The organism is Gelidimonas diazotrophica (assembly GCF_055694025.1).
Genome location: NZ_CM146349.1, coordinates 2723043 through 2743881 on the forward strand (window position 1 = coordinate 2723043; position 20839 = coordinate 2743881).

The 20839-nt window shown below is 56.4% G+C and carries 11 protein-coding genes and 1 pseudogene; 5 read left to right on the forward strand and 7 right to left on the reverse strand.

Annotated elements, in window-relative coordinates:
- Window positions 1–2: 2 nt before the first annotated feature.
- Both KGFNPO_RS12650 and KGFNPO_RS12655 read left to right on the forward strand, forming a co-directional pair.
- Window positions 3–2108: an AsmA family protein gene (locus tag KGFNPO_RS12650; RefSeq protein ID WP_472631618.1), complete on the forward strand. Its 2106-nt coding sequence runs from the start codon at window positions 3–5 to the stop codon at window positions 2106–2108.
- 300 nt (window positions 2109–2408) lie between these two features.
- A complete protein-coding gene (locus tag KGFNPO_RS12655) occupies window positions 2409–11201 on the forward strand; it encodes a glycoside hydrolase family 94 protein (protein ID WP_472631619.1) in 8793 nt (2930 codons plus the stop codon).
- Between the two features lie 37 nt (window positions 11202–11238).
- On the opposite strand, the gene KGFNPO_RS12660 is transcribed toward KGFNPO_RS12655, so the two are convergent.
- The 4 genes and pseudogenes from KGFNPO_RS12660 to KGFNPO_RS12675 form a co-directional block, all read right to left on the reverse strand.
- Window positions 11239–11637 carry a PAS domain-containing protein gene (locus KGFNPO_RS12660; RefSeq protein ID WP_472634470.1) on the reverse strand — a complete coding sequence of 133 codons (399 nt, stop codon included), beginning with the start codon at window positions 11635–11637 and terminating at the stop codon, window positions 11239–11241.
- Window positions 11623–12435, reverse strand: a pseudogene (locus KGFNPO_RS12665) (response regulator); the annotation flags it as partial. The gene KGFNPO_RS12660 and the pseudogene KGFNPO_RS12665, both read right to left, overlap by 15 nt.
- A gap of 663 nt (window positions 12436–13098) precedes the next feature.
- Window positions 13099–15381: a hybrid sensor histidine kinase/response regulator gene (locus KGFNPO_RS12670; protein ID WP_472634471.1), complete on the reverse strand. Its 2283-nt coding sequence runs from the start codon at window positions 15379–15381 to the stop codon at window positions 13099–13101.
- 138 nt (window positions 15382–15519) lie between these two features.
- On the reverse strand, window positions 15520–16254 hold the full coding sequence (locus KGFNPO_RS12675; protein WP_472631620.1) for a Crp/Fnr family transcriptional regulator: 735 nt from the start codon (window positions 16252–16254) through the stop codon (window positions 15520–15522).
- A gap of 322 nt (window positions 16255–16576) precedes the next feature.
- Between KGFNPO_RS12675 and KGFNPO_RS12680 the strand changes: the two genes are divergently transcribed.
- Complete coding sequence (locus KGFNPO_RS12680; protein ID WP_472631621.1) at window positions 16577–16888, forward strand: BON domain-containing protein; 312 nt, start codon at window positions 16577–16579, stop codon at window positions 16886–16888.
- 91 nt (window positions 16889–16979) lie between these two features.
- The gene (locus KGFNPO_RS12685; protein WP_472631622.1) at window positions 16980–17195 is read left to right on the forward strand and encodes a glycine zipper 2TM domain-containing protein; all 216 of its coding nucleotides are present in this window, start codon (window positions 16980–16982) and stop codon (window positions 17193–17195) included.
- Window positions 17196–17576: 381 nt separating this feature from the next.
- On the opposite strand, the gene KGFNPO_RS12690 is transcribed toward KGFNPO_RS12685, so the two are convergent.
- Window positions 17577–17723 (reverse strand): lmo0937 family membrane protein, encoded by a 147-nt coding sequence (locus KGFNPO_RS12690; RefSeq protein ID WP_472631623.1) that lies wholly within the window; start codon window positions 17721–17723, stop codon window positions 17577–17579.
- Window positions 17724–17820: 97 nt separating this feature from the next.
- On the opposite strand from KGFNPO_RS12690, the gene KGFNPO_RS12695 reads away from it, so the two are divergent.
- Window positions 17821–18000 carry a hypothetical protein gene (locus KGFNPO_RS12695; RefSeq protein ID WP_472631624.1) on the forward strand — a complete coding sequence of 60 codons (180 nt, stop codon included), beginning with the start codon at window positions 17821–17823 and terminating at the stop codon, window positions 17998–18000.
- A gap of 42 nt (window positions 18001–18042) precedes the next feature.
- Here KGFNPO_RS12695 and KGFNPO_RS12700 read toward each other — a convergent pair whose 3' ends face one another.
- The gene (locus KGFNPO_RS12700; protein WP_472631625.1) at window positions 18043–19146 is read right to left on the reverse strand and encodes an OmpA family protein; all 1104 of its coding nucleotides are present in this window, start codon (window positions 19144–19146) and stop codon (window positions 18043–18045) included.
- A 131-nt stretch (window positions 19147–19277) separates the two neighbouring features.
- Window positions 19278–20540, reverse strand: a complete 1263-nt coding sequence (locus KGFNPO_RS12705) for an ice-binding family protein (RefSeq protein WP_472631626.1) — start codon at window positions 20538–20540, stop codon at window positions 19278–19280.
- Between the last annotated feature and the right edge of the window lie 299 nt (window positions 20541–20839).

Genomic DNA, 20839 nt, shown 5'->3' on the forward strand with positions numbered 1-20839 from the left:
TCATGAATATGCCGCGCCGCACGAAAATAGCGCTCGCCGTTGTCGGCAGTCTGATTGTTGTTCTTGCGCTCACGCTGGTGGTGCTGCTCAATTTTGACTGGAACCGCGCCAAGCCGTGGCTCAATGCGCGCACCAGTGAAGCGCTCGGCCGACCGTTCGCAATCGCCGGCGACCTTTCGCTGACCTGGGAACAGCAAGCCGGCGGGCAAGCTGCGGGTCCGATCGAGCCCGATCAAGGTTGGCGCAGCATAATTCCGTGGCCGCATTTGGTGGCGCAGGACGTTCACATCGGCAATCCACCAGCCATGACAGCGCCAGCCTCGGCTCCGTCGGGTAAAGGCGCTGGCGCACCGCCGTCGGTCGAGATTGCAAGCATCCGGCAATTCTCCTTTTCGCTGAATCCCTTGGCATTACTGGGAAAAAAGATCGTCATCCCCGTCCTGCGTTTCGATTCGCCCGTGGTCAGCTTGCGGCGCGACGCCGATGGCAAGAACAACTGGACTTTCAAGAAAGACGAGAAGGCCTCGCCCTGGCAGCTGGAATTGCAACGCGTCGTTTTTGCCAAAGGCAGCGTCCATCTGGTCGACGCCATCAAGCATGCCGATGTGACGAACGATATCGACACGCTCGATTCGGACCCGCGTTATGGCGTAGCGTGGAAATTGCGCGGCAAGTTCAACGGCGAAACAGTCAGCGGCAACGGCCGCGCCGGCGCCGTGTTATCGCTGCAACACCAAACCGTGCCCTATCCGATCATGGCCAATCTGCGCATGGGACAAACCGTGATCGCGGTCGAGGGTACGCTGACCAAGCCGACTGATCTGGCGGCAATCGACATGCGTTTGAAAGCATCCGGCGCGAGCATGGCGCGACTGTATGCACTGACCGGCATCGTCATGCCGGAGACGCCGCCATTTGCCACCGAAGGCCATTTGATCGGCAACCTGAGCCTGCAGGACAGTCGCTGGATTTACGAAAAATTCAGCGGCAAGGTCGGCTCCAGCGATATTGCCGGCAGCCTGGAATATCAATCGAAACAACCACGCGCGCTGGTATCCGGCACGGTCGTGTCGCGCTTGTTGCAATTTTCCGATCTGGCGCCCCTGATCGGTGCCGACTCGAATACCAGCAAGGCCAAACGCGGCGCAGAGGCGGTCCAGCCGACCAACAAAGCATTGCCGGTCGAACCTTTCAAGACGGAACGCTGGACCAGTATCGATGCCGACATACAATTTAGCGCCGAAAAAATTGTTCGCAATAAGGAATTACCGATCAACAAACTGACCACGCACTTGCGCTTGCAAGACGGCGTGGTGTCCTTGTCGCCGCTCAATTTCGACATGGCGGGAGGCAGCCTGAATTCGGACATCACGCTCGACGGTAGCGGGAAAGCCGGCAAGAATGCGATCAAGGCGAGCATGAAAGTGACGGCCCGTCATTTGAAGCTGAAACAATTATTTCCCACTTTGCAACCGCTGCAAGCGAGCGTCGGCGAAATCAATGGCGACGCATCCTTGAGCGCAGTCGGCAATTCAGTGGCCAGCTTGCTGGGCGCGTCCAATGGCGAAATCAAGACCCTGATCAATCAAGGCACGATCAGCAAGCTCTTGCTGGAAGAAATGGGATTGAATATCGGCAACGTGATCCTCACCCGTCTGGTGGGCGACAAGCAAGTCAAGCTCAATTGCATGGCGACCGATTTTGGCGTGACCAGGGGTTTGATGCAAACGCGCAGTTTTATCATCGATACCGACGATGCCATTCTGGATGTCAGCGGCAACATCAATTTGGCGCAGGAACAATTGGATTTGACCATCAAGCCCAATAGCAAGGGGCTGCGCGTGTTCTCGCTCAGAGCCCCGCTGTATGTGCGCGGCAGCTTCAAACAACCGAGCGTGAGTGTTGACAAGGGCGTATTGGCCATGCGGGCGGGCGGTGCAATTGTGCTGGCAGCCTTGGCGCCGATCGCGGCCCTGATCCCTTTGATTAATACCGGGCCGGGAGAAAACAGCGAGTGCGCCAAGCTATTGGCAGATGCGCACGTCAAGCCGGTGGCGCCGCCGCCGGGCAAGACTTACCGTAGCAAAGTCAAACCCAGCGCCCAGTAAATCGATAGTCCCCTCCTTGCTTGGTTGCTGTGCAGCTTGTGAACAAGCTGCACAGCAACCAATCCATACTCTTTCTCTGTGCGGTAACGCAAAATCTAATTCGCCGTTCCGGTGATAATATCAAAAAGTCAATTTTAATGCCGCACCAAAAGGTGCTGCGCTGCATCTTTTTCTGACTCAATTCAATGCGATGGTCGATTTACGGGAGCGCCAAAATCGGAATTTCTGATAACTGACAACACCACGCGCCCGCCGTAATCCGCTTCATTCAGATTCGTCGAATAGAAAGAAACGTCAAAATTGAAACCAGACCGCACATCCCTACGCGATGCGTTAGCTTACTTACTTGGCTTCAAAAAGGCATTGCTGTCCAGCGGCATTTTCGGCCGGCAAGCATATGAAGAGCTGCCGCTGCGCGCAGAATTATTCAGCGCCTTGCAGATGGAGCAACACGGACGCATTCTGGCCAACGCACACAAGCTCAGCACTGGACGTGGACGCGACCAATTGTTAGCGCGCCTCGCCGATAATGAAAACATCATCATCAATACCTGCAATCAGTTGGCCGAGGCAATCAAGGCTGGCCGGCAAATGACCCATGCGTCGGAATGGCTACTCGACAATTTCTATCTGATCGAAGAACAAATTCGCACCGCCAAGCGGCATCTTCCGAAAAATTACAGCAGGGAATTGCCACGTCTGCTACGCGGCAACACCAAAGGCAGGCCACGCGTATACGACATCGCACTGGAAACCATTGCACACGGCGATGGCCGCGTCGATCCTGAAAGCCTGTCCCGCTTCGTCGCCGCCTACCAACAGATCACGACACTCAAGCTTGGCGAACTGTGGGCGATCCCGATCATGCTGCGCCTGGCGCTGATCGAAAACCTGCGGCGCGTCGCCGCCCGGCTGGCAATAACCCGCTTCAACCGCGACCTGGCCTATTCCTGGGCCGACAAAATGGTGGAGGCCGTCGAAAAGAATCCTAGTGATCTGATCCTGCTGGTGGCCGACATGGCCCGTTCCGAGCCGCCGATGGACAGTGCATTCGTGGCCGAACTGGTGCGGCGTCTGCAAGGGCAAAGTCCGGCGCTGACGCTGCCGCTTACATGGCTGTCGCAACATCTGGCGAATTCCGGTCAAATCATCGAACTCATGGTCCAACTCGAAACACAGCAGCAAGCCGCCGACCAGGTGTCGATTAGCAATAGCATCTGCAGCCTGCGCTTTCTCAGTGCAATGGATTGGCGCGAATTTGTCGAAACCATGAGTGTGGTCGACCACACCTTGCGCAAAGACCCGGCCGACGTCTATGCGCGCATGGATTTCGCTACGCGCGACCACTATCGACATGTGGTGGAAAAAATTGCCAGCCACAGCCGCCTGTCCGAAGTTGAAGTCGCCGACAACGCGATTGGACTCGCCAGTGCCAATATGGCCCATGCCGGAGCCGAAGACCGCAGCGCACATGTTGGTTATTACCTGATCGGCAATGGCCTGCCAGAATTGGAAAGTTCGGCAGCTTTCCAATTGCCGCTACTGGAAGCGCTGCAACGGGCCACCAGAGGCGCACCGTTAATGGTCTATCTTGGCAGCATATTGTTGTTCACCCTGGCCGCCACCGGCGTCATCGTTTTTAAAGCCGCTGCCGATGGCGTGGACGAATGGCTGCTGGCCCTGGTCGGATTGATCGCACTAGTGGCCACCAGCCAGCTTGCGCTATCCATGGTCAACTGGTTCGCCACCTTGATCACCCTGCCCTGCCCGCTCCCGCGCATGGATTTTTCTGATGGTATTCCACTTGAATCGCGCACGCTGGTGGTGGTGCCGACGATGCTCATCTCGACCCAAAATATCGACGGCCTGACCGAGGCGCTTGAGGTCCACTTTCTTGCCAACCGCGACGACAGTTTGCACTTTTGTCTGCTGACCGATTTCACCGATGCGAAAACAGAAACGATGCCGGCCGACGGAGTCTTGCTGGAATACGCGAAAAAAAATATTGATGTATTGAATCAGAAATATCGCCCCACCAATGGCGACAATTTTTTGTTATTGCATCGGCCGCGGCGCTGGAACGCACAGGAAAAAACCTGGATGGGTTACGAGCGCAAACGCGGCAAGTTGGGCGACCTCAACGCCTTCTTGCGCGGCGGCGCGGCCGATGCGTTCGCGCTGATCGTTGGCAACACCGACGGCCTGACCAATGTCAGGTATGTGATCACGCTCGACACCGATACCCATTTGCCACGCGACACTGCACGGCAATTCGTGGCCACCATGGCGCATCCATTGAACCAGGCGCAATTTGACGAAACACGCCGCTGCGTGTGCGAAGGCTACGGCATCCTGCAGCCGCGGGTGGCGGTCAGCTTGCCCAGCGCCGAGGCATCGCGCTATGAACTGCTATGCGGTGGCGAAGCAGGTATCGATCCGTACACGCGCACCGTGTCCGATGTCTATCAGGATCTATTCGGCGAAGGTTCTTTCATCGGCAAAGGGATTTACGATGTCGACGTATTCGAACATGCGTTGAACGACCGCATGCCGGAAAACCGCATCCTCAGCCATGACCTGCTCGAAGGATGTTATGCACGTGCCGGTTTATTGAGCGATGTGCAACTCTATGAAGAATATCCATCCTGCTACAGCGCCGACGTCAGCCGTCGCCGGCGCTGGATACGCGGCGACTGGCAACTCGCATCGTGGCTGCTGCCGAGCGTACCCGGCGCACGCGATGCCGCGACCGGCAAGGTCCGCCGCTACCGTAATCCGCTCTCGGCATTGTCGCGCTGGAAGCTGTTCGATAATCTGCGCCGCAGCGTCGTACCGTTTGCGATGATGGCATTATTATTGACAGGCTGGAGCGTCTTGTCGTCAACCTTGTCCTCCGCCTGGTTCTGGAGCGGTGTGGTGCTTGGCATCGTGCTGATTCCATCGGTCTGCGCATTCATCTGGAACCTCGTACGCAAGCCAGTCGATGTGCTGTTCCGTCAGCATTTTTCGGCATTACTGCGCTCGTCCACCCAGCAATTTATCCATGCTGCCCTGACGCTGATCTTCCTGCCGTATGAAGCCTGGTTCACCCTTGACACAATCATCCGAACCCATTGGCGGGTCCTGGTCTCGCACCGGCAACTGCTGGAATGGAATCCATCCAGCGCGGCTAGTCGCAACTCAGGTCCTTCAAACTATGTCTTTGGGCTAGTTTCCTATTATCGATCGATGTGGATCGCACCGGTGGCAGCGCTGGCGAGCGCTGCCTGGCTGACCATGAACAATCTGGTTGCAATGGAAGCGGCTGCGCCGATCCTGCTGCTGTGGTGGGCCTCACCCATAATTGCGTACTGGATCAGCCGGCCGATCGCGCGCCGCAGCGCACATTTGTCCGAGGAGCAGACGCTGTTCCTGAAATCGCTGTCGCGCAAGACATGGCACTTTTTTGAAACCCACGTCGGCCCGGAAGGCAACTGGCTGCCGCCCGACAATGTGCAGGAACATCCGGTGGCGATAATTGCGCGCCGCACCTCGCCCACCAACATCGGCCTGTCGCTGCTTGCCAATCTGGCCGCGTACGACTTCGGCTACATCCCGGCCGGGCAATTAATTGAACGGTCCCAAAACACCTTGCGCACCATGGCTGCGCTGGAACGTTATCAGGGTCATTTCTACAACTGGTACGACACGCAATACCTGACGCCGCTACATCCGATTTATGTCTCGGCGGTGGACAGCGGCAACCTTGCCGGCCACCTGCTTACGCTGGCTCCCGGTCTGACCGGATTGCTCGATACACCGATCCTCGGTAATCGCGTATTTTCCGGCATTCGCGATACCTTTGAAATCCTGCGCGCCATTGCAGACGCTGCAAATAGAACGCAGCCGGGCATCTTGGTCCAGTTCGAGAAAGTCTTCGAGTCAGCCTGCCAGGCTGCACCGAGCACACTGATGGTCAGCCACGATTGCCTGGAACGACTGAGCCACTGCGCTGCGAACTTCGTTACCGGCCTCGACCCCGTACCCGATTTGCCGATCAACGTATGGGCACGCGCCCTCGCAAGCCAGTGCCGTGAAGCGTTAAATGAACTCAGCTTCCTGGCGCCGTGGACACAGATTCTCGAACCTGGCGATTGGCTCGGAGACTTCCCCGAACTGGGCCAGATTCCAACGCTGCGCCAGCTGGCGCGACTCCATGCCAATCTGACGCCGGCATTTGAACAGCGGCTTGCCGGGCACGCCAATCCGCAACAGGCGCACCGCATGTCCGCTCTCCAACAACTGGTGTCCGATGGCAGCCGCCGCGCTGCCGAACGCATACTGTTGATCGACCAGCTGGTGCTGCAATCGTTAGAGTTCGCACGCATGGAATACGGCTTCCTGTACGACCCGGCCACGCACCTGCTGGCGATCGGTTACAACGTCACCGAGCGACGCCTCGATGCCAGCTGCTATGACCTGCTGGCATCCGAAGCAAGATTAACCACCTTCGTCGCCATCGCGCAGGGACAATTACCGCAGGAAAGCTGGTTCGCACTCGGACGCCAACTCACCATCGCCGGTGGCAAACCAATCCTGTTGTCGTGGAGCGGGTCGATGTTCGAATACCTGATGCCGCTGCTGGTGATGCCGACGTTTGAAAACACCCTGCTCGACCAGACCTATCATTCGGCAGTGGCACGGCAGATCGAATACGGCATGCAGCGCAGCGTGCCGTGGGGCATTTCGGAATCGGGCTACAACGCTTTCGATGCCAACCTGAATTATCAGTACCGTGCATTCGGGGTGCCGGGCCTGGGCTTCAAGCGCGGGCTCGGCGACGACCTGGTGATTGCACCGTATGCCTCGATGATGGCATTGATGGTGGCGCCCGAAAAAGCATGTAGCAACCTGCAGCAATTGTCGGCCCAGGGATTCGAAGGCGAGTTCGGTTTCTATGAAGCCGTCGATTACACGCCGTCACGTCTGCCGCGCGGGCAGACCAATGAGGTGATTCGTTCGTTCATGGCGCATCATCAGTGCATGGGATTCCTGTCGTTGGCATATCTGCTACTCGACCGTCCATTGCAAAAACGTTTCGAATCCGATCCGCTGTTCCAGGCCACGATGTCGCTGCTGCATGAGCGCGTGCCGAAAGCCTCCGCGACCTATTCGAATACAACCGAGTTGGCCGACATCCGCACCGTATCGACCACGCAGGAAATGCAGATGCGTGTGCTGCAGCGGCCCGACTCCCGTACACCGGAAGTGCAACTGTTGTCCAACGGTCGTTACCATGTGATGATCTCCAGCGCCGGCGGCAGCTACAGCCGCTGGAACGACCTGTCGATCACCCGCTGGCGGGAAGACTGCACGCGCGATAACTGGGGCACGTTCTGTTATGTACGCGACCTGGAAGACGGCCGCTATTGGTCGACCGCCTTCCAGCCGACACTGACGCAGCCGCAGAATTACGAAGTAATCTTCTCCGAAGGCCGCGCCGAATTCCGCCGTAGCGACAACAACTTCAACATGCACACAGAAATCGTAGTGTCGCCGGAAGACGATATCGAACTGCGCCGCACCCACATCATCAATAGTTCGCGCCAGAGCAGAACCATCGACATCACCAGCTATGCAGAAGTGGTGCTGGCGCCGGCCGCCGCCGATGCGGCGCATCCAGCGTTTTCCAACCTGTTCGTCCAGACTGAAATCATCCATTCGTCCCGCGCCATCCTGTGCACCCGCCGTCCGCGTTCTGCAAATGAAAAAATGCCGTGGATGTTCCATCTGATGGCGGTGCATGGCGCCGACATCGGCGCGGTATCGTATGAAACCGACCGCATGCAATTCATCGGCCGCGGCAATACCGTCGCTGCGCCACAAGCGATGCAGGACGCAGCGCCGCTGGCGGGCACCGAAGGTTCGGTGCTCGATCCGATTGTCGCGATCCGTTATCAGATCACAATCGGCGCAGAACAGACGGCCACCATCGACATGGTGACCGGCGTCGGAGAATCGCGCGCACTCTGTCTCGATTTGATCGAAAAATATCAGGACCGTCATCTGGCAGACCGTGTGGTCGAACTGTCGGTAGCCCACAGCCAGGTGGTGCTGCGCCAGCTGAACGCCAGCGAAGCGGATGCGCAACTATATGGACGTCTGGCGAACTCGATCATTTATGTCAATCCGCTGTTGCGCGCCGATGCCAGTGTCCTCATACGCAATCAACGCGGACAGTCAGGCTTGTGGAGCTACGCAATTTCCGGCGACCTGCCGATCGTGCTGGTGCAGATCAAGAATCAGAAAAATATCGGGCTGGTGCGCCAGTTGGTGCAGGCGCATGTGTATTGGCGCTCGAAAGGGCTGGTGGTCGATCTCGTGATCTGGAACGAAGAACATGCCAGTTACCGGCAGGTCTTGCAGGAACAGATCATGGGGCTGATTGCATCCATCACCGGCGCCCATGCGATTGATATTCCGGGCGGTATTTTCGTGCGGCTAATCGATCAGATCCCCAACGAAGACCGTGTGCTGCTGCAGTCGGTGGCACGGGTTTTTCTGACCGATAGCCGCGGCACACTGGCCCAGCAGATCAACCGCCGCGACCTGGTGGTAGTGCGCGTGCCCCGCCTGAGTCCGGTACGCAGTCCGTCATCCGCAATCCACGAGGTCGCACCCTTGCCGAAGCGCAATCTGATCCTGTCGAACGGCATTGGCGGCTTCACGCCGGATGGACGCGAATATGTAATCACCACCGCAGCCGGCCAAGTTACGCCTGCGCCGTGGGTCAATGTGATGGCCAATCCGCAGTTTGGCAGCGTCATTTCCGAAAGCGGACAAGCGTACAGCTGGGGCGAGAACGCGCATGAATTCCGTCTGACGCCATGGGCCAATGATCCGGTCAGCGACGCCGGCGGCGAAGCGTTCTATCTACGCGACGAAGAGACCGGACTCACCTGGTCTCCTACTGCGCTGCCCCGTCGTGGCGAAGGCGAGTATGTCACGCGGCATGGTTTCGGTTACAGCGTGTTCGAACATAGCGAAGACGGTATCGCATCCGAGCTGACCGTGTATGTCGCAGTAGATGCAGCGGTCAAATATTCGGTGCTGCGCATACGCAACGATTCCGACACGATACGCAAGCTATCCGCCACCGGTTATGTCGAATGGGTGCTGGGCGACCTGCGTCCAAAATCATTGATGCACATCATCACCGAAACGGACCCGGCAACCGGCGCACTGTTTGCGCGCAATCCGTACAACACTGACTTTACCGAGCGCACCGCGTTCTTCGATGTCGATACAACGTCGCGCACCATCAGCGGCGACCGCAATGAATTCATCGGCCGCAACGGATCGTTGCAAAATCCCGCCGCGATGGCGCGGGTACGCTTGTCCGGCAAGGTCGGCGCCGGTCTCGATCCATGTGCTGCGATCCAGGTGCCGTTCGAACTGGTCCAGGGACAACAGCGCGAAATCGTCTTCATGCTCGGCATGGCCGATACCCGCCGCACCAATGTCGGCGATCTGGTGCAGCGTTATCGCGGCGGCGCCGCAGCGCAGCATGCGCTGGAGGCCGTGCATGCCTACTGGAAGCGTACGCTTGGTGCGGTACAAATCGAGACGCCGGACCAATCTCTCAATGTCCTCGCCAACGGCTGGCTGATCTACCAAACCATCGCCTGCCGCTTGTGGGCGCGCAGCGGTTACTACCAGTCCGGCGGCGCATTCGGCTTTCGCGACCAGTTGCAAGACACCATGGCGCTGGTCCATAGCGAGCCGAAACTGGTGCGCGAACATCTGCTGTTGTGCGCTGCGCATCAATACATCGAAGGCGATGCCCAACACTGGTGGCATCCACCGACCAGCCGCGGCGTCCGCACCCATTGTTCCGACGATTACCTGTGGCTGCCGCTTGCGTTGTATCGTTATGTGATCAGCACCGGCGACACTGGCGTACTCGGTGAAGCCGTGCACTTCATCGAAGGCCGTCCGGTCAATCAGGATGAAGATTCTTACTACGACCTGCCGAACCATTCCGAACAGATAGCCACGCTGTATGTGCATTGCGTGCGTGCGATTGAAAGAGGATTGAAATTTGGCGTGCATGGCCTGTCGCTGATCGGCTCCGGCGACTGGAACGATGGCATGGACAAGGTCGGCGAACACGGCAAAGGCGAAAGCATCTGGCTCAGTTTTTTCCTCTATGAAGTGCTGATGCGTTTTGCTGAAGTCGCCACGATCCATAAGGACCCGACGTTCGCCGACCGTTGCCATGCCGAAGCAGCCCAACTACGTCAGAATATCGACAAAAACGGCTGGGATGGCGAATGGTATCGCCGGGCGTATTTCGATGATGGGACACCGCTTGGTTCTGCGCAAAACGCCGAATGCCAGATCGATTCGATTTCGCAAAGCTGGTCGGTACTGTCCGGCGCCGGCGATCCGGAACGCTCAAAGATGGCGATGCTGGCAGTCGATCGCCGGCTGGTGCGGCGTGAAGACGCGATCATCCAGTTGCTCGATCCTCCGTTCGACAAATCCGATCAGAATCCCGGCTATATCCGCGGCTATGTTCCAGGCGTACGCGAGAACGGCGGGCAGTACACGCATGCGGCGATCTGGACCGCGATGGCGTTTGCCAAGATGGGCGACAACGTGCGTGCCTGGGAATTGCTGCAAATGATCAATCCGGTCAACCATGGCAAGACTGCCCAGGATATTGCCACCTACAAGGTAGAGCCTTATGTGGTTGCCGCAGACGTGTATGCGGTATCGCCGCACGTAGGTCGTGGCGGCTGGAGCTGGTACACCGGATCGTCGGGATGGATGTACAGGTTGATTGTGGAGTCGCTGCTGGGCTTGAAGCTGAAAGGCGACAAGCTGATTATCACGCCGTGCCTGCCGGATGACTGGAGCACGTATGGTTTGCATTATCGGTATCGCGACACGATGTACAGGATCGTGGTGACGCAAAGCAGGGACCATGGGGTGAAGGACGCTGTAAAAGTGGATGGCTTTCTGCAGATGGATGGAATGATAACGCTGGTTGACGACAAGCGAGAGCATGCGGTGGAGATACTGGTGCATGCGGGTAGCGTTAATGCATAGTTAATGCATTAAGGAACGCTGAACCAGTAACCGGTCTTCAAGAATCCTGCGACTCCAATCGTTTGCAATCGGCGCTGATGACGCCAACCATGATCCAGTTATCGATCACGCGCAGCGCGCGCCAATCGATCATGGCGGCCAGGGTCGAACCATCTTTGCGGCGCAAGTCCGCCGTTTGCATGTGCGTCGACTCGCCGGCGATGAGCGCATCAAAGATGCGCGCCAAATCCTCGCTGCTGCCGACGCCGAGATCGGCCAGATCCACGGCGAACAACTCGGGCCGGCTATAGCCTGACATGCGGCAAGCCGTTTCATTGACGTCGACCACGCGCAGGCTGACCCGATCGAGCAAACACACACCCTGATCGATCACATCCATGGCGCTGCGAAAACGGATTTGCTCCGGGTCCGGACGCCTGCGGTCGGTGACCTCCATGCCGATTCCGCGATAACCGATAAAGCGGCTGGCCGAATCGAACATCGGCTCCCCGCTTACTTGCAGATATTGCGTGGTGCCATCGGCATTGCTGCGACTGTAGACGAAATCCAGGAAAGGACGCCGCGCTGCAATGTTGGCGTCCAGCAGCGCGCGCTCGGCCGCATTCCAGCGCCCCGCCAACACCGCGCTGGCCGCACCCGGCATACCGTTCGCTTCGATCCCGAGCATGTCAAAAACCGGGCCGGAGATTTTGGTAAATAGTCCTTGTGGGTCTTGCTCCCAATACCAGTCCGATGACAGTTCGGTAAAACTCTTGAAACGAGCCTCGCTCTGGCGCAATTCGACGGTGCGCTCCTGCACCGTCTGTTCCAGCACCTTGTTGTAATTGCCCAGCTTTTGATACAACAGCCGCACTTCCAGCATGTTGTGGATGCGTGTTTGCACTTCGATCAAATCGAATGGTTTGCTGACGAAATCTTTGGCGCCCGCTTGCAGGGCGCGCAGCTTGTGGCCTGGTTGCGCGGTGATGACCAGCACCGGCAGATAACCGTCCGTCTCGATTTCCTTCAAGCCTTCCATGACCTGAAATCCATCCATGTCGGGCATTTGCAAATCGAGCAAAATGAGGTCATAGCGATGCGCCAAATGCAAGGGACAGACCGCGCGCGGGTCCATCGTCGATGTGATGCGCTGGTAACCTGCATTGCGCAGCATTTGTTCCAACAGCATCACATTCGTTTTTTGATCATCAACGATCAGGATGCTGGCGTTTAGAATCTCGGATGCTTCAAGCATTGCGTTCCCTCTATTGATTTGGCCTGGAAAGAGTTTTATTTTCCAGGCCACTATTCTCACCCTCTCCCTCTGGGAGAGGGTTGGGTGAGGGAATCCGGTTCTAACTTTATTTGTTCCGGATCAAAAAAATCGTCCACCTGTTATTCACTGATGTTACGCACTGTCCACGAAAAACACGAAAGACACGAAAAAACTGGCAATGAAGTGCGTCGGAACAGCTGCCAAAGTTGGCCAACCGAGGATGCGGTACATTTCAAATAGTGGCCTGGGTATATTTTGTTATCGCAATTAATATATGCGTAAAATGCAGCAAAAATAGCAATACTCCTTGTTATTATCACCTCGTATAACTGTTCAACCCACAAGGCGAGGACTGTTTGATCCCCTCTCCCACTTGTGGGAGAGGGTTAGGGAGAGGGTCTTAGCAAACATTCCGGCCGCGTTATATGGCAATGCAATCAAGGTTGAGCCTTGTTTTGACCACCTTGCTTATTGCGAGCACCCTCTCCCCGGCCCTCTCCCGCACGCGGGAGAGGAGGCATCCATAGGGGGCTAAATAGTTATCACATCGTTATGTTCTGATTCATGTTCGTGAGTTTCGTGCCTTTCGTGGACAATGTTTTCCACCAAACTGCACTGCGTCACATCAGTTATCCGGCGGCATTACCGTTCCGCTTCACTTGCCAAGCCATTTTCGGCCGCATAATGCAATGCGACATCAAGCGCATCCATAAACGCGCTGACCTCGATTGGTTTTGTCAAATAGCGGAAAAACCCGGCCTTCAACCCCTTCTCGATGTCGCGCGGGACAGCGTTGGCCGACAGTGCCATGACCGGGATGTGAGCGGTTACCGGGTCTTCTCGCAAAATTTTCAAAGCGCCGAAACCACTGATGCCAGGTAAATTGATGTCCATCAAAATGACGTCCGGCTGATGCATACGTGCCAGCTGGATGCCCAGATGACCATCGATGGCCGTCAGCAATTTCAAATCGCTGCGCCGCCCAATCAATTGTTCGACCAGCACCAAATTTGCCGGATTGTCTTCGACATAGAGCAGCGTGCGCTGGAACGACAATGCCTGCGCTGCCAGTGGGTCCGGCGCATTCAGGCCGCTCTCGCCGCTGCCGCCAAACACCAGCTCCGGCGCGCCGGATGCGGGAAATTCGACCCAAAACACGCTGCCGACACCTACATTGCTTTCGACGCCAATTTCACCGCCCATCAACTCGACCAGTTGCTTGGTGACGACCAGGCCGATGCCGGTGCCTTCTTCGGTACTGGACTCTTGCCCAAGCCGATTGAACGGCTGAAATAGTTGCGCCAACTGTTCCGATGCCAGGCCGGCGCCGGTATCGTTGACGCTTAAGCGCACCCGATTTTCGCCGCGCACCACGCATTCGACCATGACTGCGCCGCCGACCCGGTTATATTTGATCGCATTCGACAACAGGTTGATGATCACTTGCTTGACTCTGGTCCGATCGGCATGGACATAGAACGGATGATCGAAATGGGGGAACGTCATCTGTATCCCGCGCTGCTGCGCCTGCGGCTCGATCATGGCCTGACAGTCTTGCAGCACTTCGGTGAGCGACATCGATTCTTGCGACATCGTCACTTTGCCCGATTCGATCATTGCCAGATCGAGGATTTCATTAATCAGGCGCAGCAGATACCAACCGGCTTGCAAAATCTGGTCGATCGACAGTTTCTGCGCCGGTGATGGCGGTGGCGTCTCGGATGCCATCAACTGCGCAAACCCGAGCACCGCATTGAGTGGCGTGCGCAATTCATGGCTCATGCTGGACAAAAATTCCGATTTCGCCAGATTGGCTTTTTCCGCGGCCGCTTTCGCACTTTCCAGTTCAACGTAATTTTCCTGCAGCGCATGCTCGAATTGCTTGTGGTCGGTAACATCGCGTGCCGCCGCGAACACGCCTTGCAAATTGCGGTCGCGGTCATGGAAGGTGGTGGCGTTGTACGACACCACCGTTTCCTTGCCATCCCGGGCGTGCGCGGTCAACTCATAGTTGGTCACCTTGCCATCGCGCAGCACACGCGTGATGGCCGCCTCGGCCCGCGCCGGATCGGTAAAATAATTCTTGAACGGAGCACCAATCAATTCATCGCGGGTGCAACCGGTCAGCGCTTCCATCTGGTGGTTGACGTCGCTGATGATGCCGCGCGGATCGGTGGTTATGATGGCGTCGATATTCGATTCAATCAGTGAGCGCGTGTAGAACTGCTGATCGCGCAAACGCTGGTCAAGCAGCGCCTGCTCCGCTTCGACTTGTTTGCGCGCGGTGTTATCGGTGCCAATCAGCAGGTAACCGATCACCTTGTCTTTTGCGTCGCGTAGCGCGGTGACGGACACGATCGCCGGCAAGCGGCTGCCATCTTTGCGGATATAGGTCAGTTCATAAATATCTTCGATGCCGCGTGAAGCCTTGAACACCAGCGCTTCAAAGCCCGGCTCAATCGGAGTGTCCCATTCCAGGCTCAGGGCCGCTGCCCGCGCGATCACTTCTTGCGCATCCGAAATGCCTGCTGGCGTGATCTGGTCCACCACATCCGCCGCCGTATAACCGAGCATGCGTTCGGCGCCGACGTTGAAAATCTGAATCACGCCTTGGGCGTCAGTGGCAATACTGGAGAAATTGGCGCTGTTGAAAATAGCATCTTGCAATGCGCCCGCTTTCAGCAATGGCTGCCGCAACTCTTGCAATTCCTGTTCGGCCGCCAAACGGCGGCGTATCACCCGCCGTATCCGCACATACAGCAGCGCCAGGAACAGCAGCAGCAAGCCGATGCTGGCCGCGATGACCTTGACCGCGATAACGGATTGCACCGCAGCATTCCACGCGACACCACCGACCAAAAGCAGAACGCCCAGGGTCATCCCGAAACCGATCAAGATCAGTCGCTCGATCGACGTTGTTTCCATTTTGTGCATAATTTTATACGTTGATTAGATTGCAACTGAATTACAAAAAGCGCTAGCCTCGGTGCAAACAAGGTGACCGCGCAGCCGCAACGCCGGCAAGGCGCGGCATCCGGCATTTGATGTCGAGGTTCTGCGTCGTCAGACCGACCGGCCTTGGAGCTGACGCACATCCAGCAACAAGCGCGCAAATTCTTTCTTGACGACGTCATAACATTCGCAGGCATGCTGTTCCAGGCCGGACCGGTCCAACACGGTGATATGGCCACGCCGATAGCGGATAAAACCGCAGCTTTGCAATTTCCCGGCTGCCTCGGTCACACCTTCGCGCCGCACGCCCAACATATTGGCGATTAATTCCTGGGTCATTGTCAATTCATTCGAGGGCAAACGATCCAGTGTTAGCAGGAGGAAGCGGCTCAATTGTTGCTCCACCGAATGATGACGATTGCACACCGAGGTCTGCGACATTTGCGTGATCAGCGCATGGGTATAACGCAGCAGCAGACGCAGCACCGGTCCGGCCCGATAGAATTCTTCCATTAAGATGTGCGCCTTGAGGCGATAGCCGTAGCCGCCTGTCTGCACCACGGCGCGACTGGGCGTGGTGTCGCCGCCCATGAAAAGAGAAACCCCCAATATGCCCTCGTTGCCAACCCCGGCAATTTCAGACGAGCCGCCGTTTTCGAGCAAGTAGTGCAGCGAGACGATGGACGTGGTTGGAAAATAGACGTGCTGCAACTTGCCGCCGGACTCATAGAGTACGTCGCCGAGCAGCATCGGAATCAATTCCAGATGGGGCGACAGGCGGTCGAATTCAGTGTCGAGCAAAGCTGCCAGCAGATGATTTTGATTCGGATCATGCATACAGGACATATCAGAGTTCCTGCTTTTAATCTTAACTAGTTGGAAGGTACAAGGCGTCCGAAAGAACGCCACGGCCGACAGGGTAACACGCCTACCCCGTCCGTCTGTGCTGCATTGCACCTTGCGCATTTTTGTCTGTGCGTTACCACACATTACAAAACTGGAGCGGCGCCAAAAGGCAATATTGCTGTGTGTGTTGGCGCACAGACATGGATGCATCTAAACCATAATCTTGTGTCATCGCAAAGCCACACCACAGCATCGCATTTGCGTTCTGCCGCGACGGGGTCGCCAGGATAATCTCTTCAATCACCAAACCAGGAGTATAAAAATGAAAAATCTTAAAATTGTATCCACACTGATCGCCGCACTCATGTTGACCACTGTCGTCGGTTGCACCACGACAACAAAACATGAAACTACCGGCCAATATATCGATGACACTGTGATCACGACCAACGTCAAGGCCGCGATCCTCAACGAACCGACCTTGAAGGTAGCTGAAATCAATGTCGAAACCTATAAGGGCGCAGTGCAACTGAGCGGCTTTGTGAGTTCCCAAGACAACGCCACCACAGCCGTGAAGGTAACGAGTGCAGTCAAAGGCGTGAAATCAGTCAAAAACGATATGCGTCTGAAGTAGTCGCACGACTGGCGCGCGCAGCGCCGGCCATGGATGGGATGGCAGTACCCGGTACTGCCATCCTATTTTGATTCTTACGAGGGAGTTCAACATGAAACTGATAAAAAAATTAGCAATACATACGGTGGCTATCGCCTTCGTGCTTGGCTTGACGGCTTGTTCCGGCATGTCGCGGCAAGATAAAAATACCGCAGTCGGCGCCGGTGCAGGCGGCGTCCTTGGCGCCGTATTGACTGGCGGCAGCGCAATCGGCACGGTGGGCGGTGCAGCAGTCGGCGGTGTGATCGGCAATCAAGTCAAGCATTAAGCTTGCACCTGATCACAGGACGGCTTAGCTAACGCGCCCGTTCCTGTGTCTTTGGTAATTTCATAATGAATGTACGTATTGCGTTGTCTGCGAAGCACACAAAAAATTTGATGGAGTATGCCGTTAAAAGCAATACTTCCCGCATATATTCATTAGATTTTAAAAAATACAATTGGCAGTATATACATACGCGGCAGCGAGCATGGCCGCACTCCATGGCAGCATGCGGCGCAATGGTGTAGCAGGGGTTTCGTGGGGCATTGCCCCACGCCTGCGAAACGGTATCCGCTTGCAAGCGGATATGCGCCCTGCAAGGGCTGCGCTTATTGACGCCCTGCGGCGGGCCTTGAAACCCATCGTCCAGATGGGTTTCAATCATTGCTAAAGACCGCGCCCTTTGATGAGGCGCAGCAATATCATAATCACGGCTACTACCAATAAAATATGAATGAAGCCACCGATGGCGGTAGACGTGACGAGGCCAAGCAGCCACAGAATGATCAAAACGACAGCGATTGTATAGAGCATGATTTTTCCTTTTTATAAGTGGTGCTTATGTGCGTACCAACATGTGCGTGCCAACCCGTTTCAACGCACTGCGTGAGCCAGCATAAAACTGCTTCCCATGAAAATGATTATCCGCCAGCGTATCCCCCGGGTCTGTACGCTGACGTACACACCGGACATATTTCAAAGTATTTCCCAGCAGCCGGTCACCCAGGATTGCATGCGCAGCACGGCAGGCGGCGCTGGAAAAAGAAGCGTCGGCCTACCGACGAAAAAAAGCCGTTCAGCTTTTGACTGAACGGCTTTCCGCTTGCGCGGATTGCTGGCAATGCGTGAAAACTTATTTCGTTACGGTGCGCGTGCCGACGACTTCCACTGTGACGCGGCGGTTTTTGGCGCGGCCTTGCGCCGTTTTGTTATCGGCAAGAGGCTGTGCTTTACCCTTGCCTTCGGTGTACACGCGCGATGCTTCGATGCCTTTGGAGATCAGGTAAGCCTTGACCGCTTCCGCACGGCGAATCGACAGTTTTTGATTGTAAGTATCGGAGCCGATGGAATCGGTATGACCGACCGTGATCATCACTTCCGTGTCCATGCCTTGCAGCTTGTTCAACAAATCATCGAGGGCGGCCTTGCCTTCAGGCTTGACCGCCGCTTTGTCGAAGTCAAACAAGGCTTCCGCAGCGAACGTGACTTTTTCAGACACCGGCACCGGTATTGGCAGCGGCGCCACCGGCTCGGGTGCAGCGGCAACAGTAACCGGTTCCGGCATCACCGCCAGCGGCGCGGGGGCCGCCGTTTTCCCGCCGAACTGATACAGCAGGCCGACCGAAACCAGATCGATATCGCCTTTGTTGCCGACCGCATCATCGATCCGGTAACGTTCCACCTCGGCGCGCATGGCGAGAGATTCGGTGAAAGCGTATTGCAGTCCCAGGCCAACTTTGAGGTTCGTAGCGCGCTTGCTGGGGTTCGGGTTGACCACATTGACTGCGCCGGTTCCGCTGAACGAGTCTCTGGCTTGGGCGTAATTCACGCCGACCCGGCCAAACGCAGAAAATTTTTCGGTGATCGGCAGCATCCCGACCAGGTCGAGATTCAAGCCTTTGACCTTGCTATTGCCGTTCAGTGTTCCCTGGCCCGTGGTCGCCGCGAAACCGAACTTTCCCAAATCAAAATAGCCGCCTTCAAGGGAAAAATTCTTGTTGAGCTTGTACCCGCCATAAATTTTATAGCCGGTGTCGCGATCGTCATCGTCGATCGAAATTCCGGTGAAACCACTTCCCTGCAGGCTGCTGCCGATTCTCGCGTCATCGATTTTCGCTCTTGACTGGCCAACGTTGGCCCCGGCGTACCAGCCGGAATCTTGCGCCACTGCGAATGGGCTGGCGATGACAGCGAATGCCAGCAAACCCAGCGTCCCTGAGGCTCTTGCTAATTTCATGTTTTTCTCCAGGAGGATTTAAAATCTCTTGCTCCTATTGCAAACGCAACATGAGCAATATTTGTCAGTCCCTTGATAAAGGCCGGCAGAAATGACTCTGCCGGCCTTTGCCTTTGATGCCTCAAGCCTTCTTACTGGCAAGTAGACGGTGCGCTTGAATTACCCGGCACGGAAACGACATTACCGTTCAATACAAACGCGCCATCCGTAGACGCCCCAGCAAACAATCTGCCACAAGAGGTTGCGCCGATCAGCATCGAAACGTCATCACTGGCCAGTACATTGCCCTGCCAAACAGTGTTGGTTCCAAGCGTTGCGGCACTGCCGGCCCACCACCAGATGTTGGAGGCCTTGGCGCCGCCGACCAGGAGGATACGATCGGCGCCGCTGCCTGGCGTGCCGATCGTGCTTGATGACTGGAAGACGAAGACGGCATTCGGGTCGCCTTTGGCGTCGAGCGTGACATCACCGGTGATCGAAATCGACGTCAGGGATTGATAAACGCCAGGCACGAAATAATTATCTCCCTGCACCAAAGCACTCCCGGCCGAGTTTCCTAAAGTAGTGCCAGCCGGTATCGCGGTGGCTCCTGCCAATATAGCGGGAGAGAGGGCGATATACGCTGCTCGCAAATCCGCCTTGACAGCGCCCGAAGTGACTCCTGCATCTGGAAATAAAGGGCTGGCTACCACTCCATTGAGGGTTGGCGCGAAACCATTGCAAAGGCCAAAAGTTCCAGCAGCTAAAACGGACTCACCATTACAGGTAGCATTTGGGTCCAGCACCACATTCCCGTTAATCGTGGTAGCGCCGGCATTAGTTACTCCGGCAGTAGACGCAATCGCGTACGGAGCCGCCAATCCAAGATTTACCGACGGGGCGCCAGCAGCGGCGACAGTTGCGGTCTTGAAGGTCCATACATAGTTGCAGCCGATTGGGGTGCCGGCAGCGCTTGTGACCGTACCCTGGATGACCGCCGTATATTCGGTATTAGCCAGCAGAGCTGATGATGTCTTTAAGGTCGCTACTTTGGCGTCATAGATCACCGACGCTGGTATCAGGGCAGCGCCGCCCACTCGCGCCAGAGTAAAGGTTCCGGGGTTGATCGTTGCGGCGTTCATCACCAGACTGAAAGTGGCAGTGATCGATTTTCCGTTGCCGGCGACGCCAACCGTGCTGGTCGTCACAAGCTGCTTACCATTAACGGGATCGGACGTAGTTACCGTGGGTACTGTTATGTTTCCCGAGGCTGCAGTACATGCAGCGCCTGGGATGATCGCACCCGTTGGCGGAACGAAGATGGCTGCGGCGAGTGGGTCAACGACACCCGCGCCCAGAATCGGATCTCGGCCTTGATCGCTTCCGCCGCCGCATCCGGCCACGAGTGCTGTCATGAGTAATGCTAAAAACCACATGAACGGTTTCGCATAGCGTTGCTGATTTTTCATTTGTGTTCCCTGTGTTTCGATACCAATCCGGCGCCGAAAAATTTCGGTCTGACCGCTGTTTTTGTCGCTATTTTTTGTCGCTATTTTTTACAGTTGCGTCGTGCTTCACAGACGGATTGACCCCACTACGGCACCGGTTGTGCAACATCGCGCAGACAGGCTTTGGCGCAACTATCCGTCACGCATCCGTTATCCGGGTTTCGGCCGGGAAGTTCTGTTCGCTGCCGCACATACGGAGAAAAAAT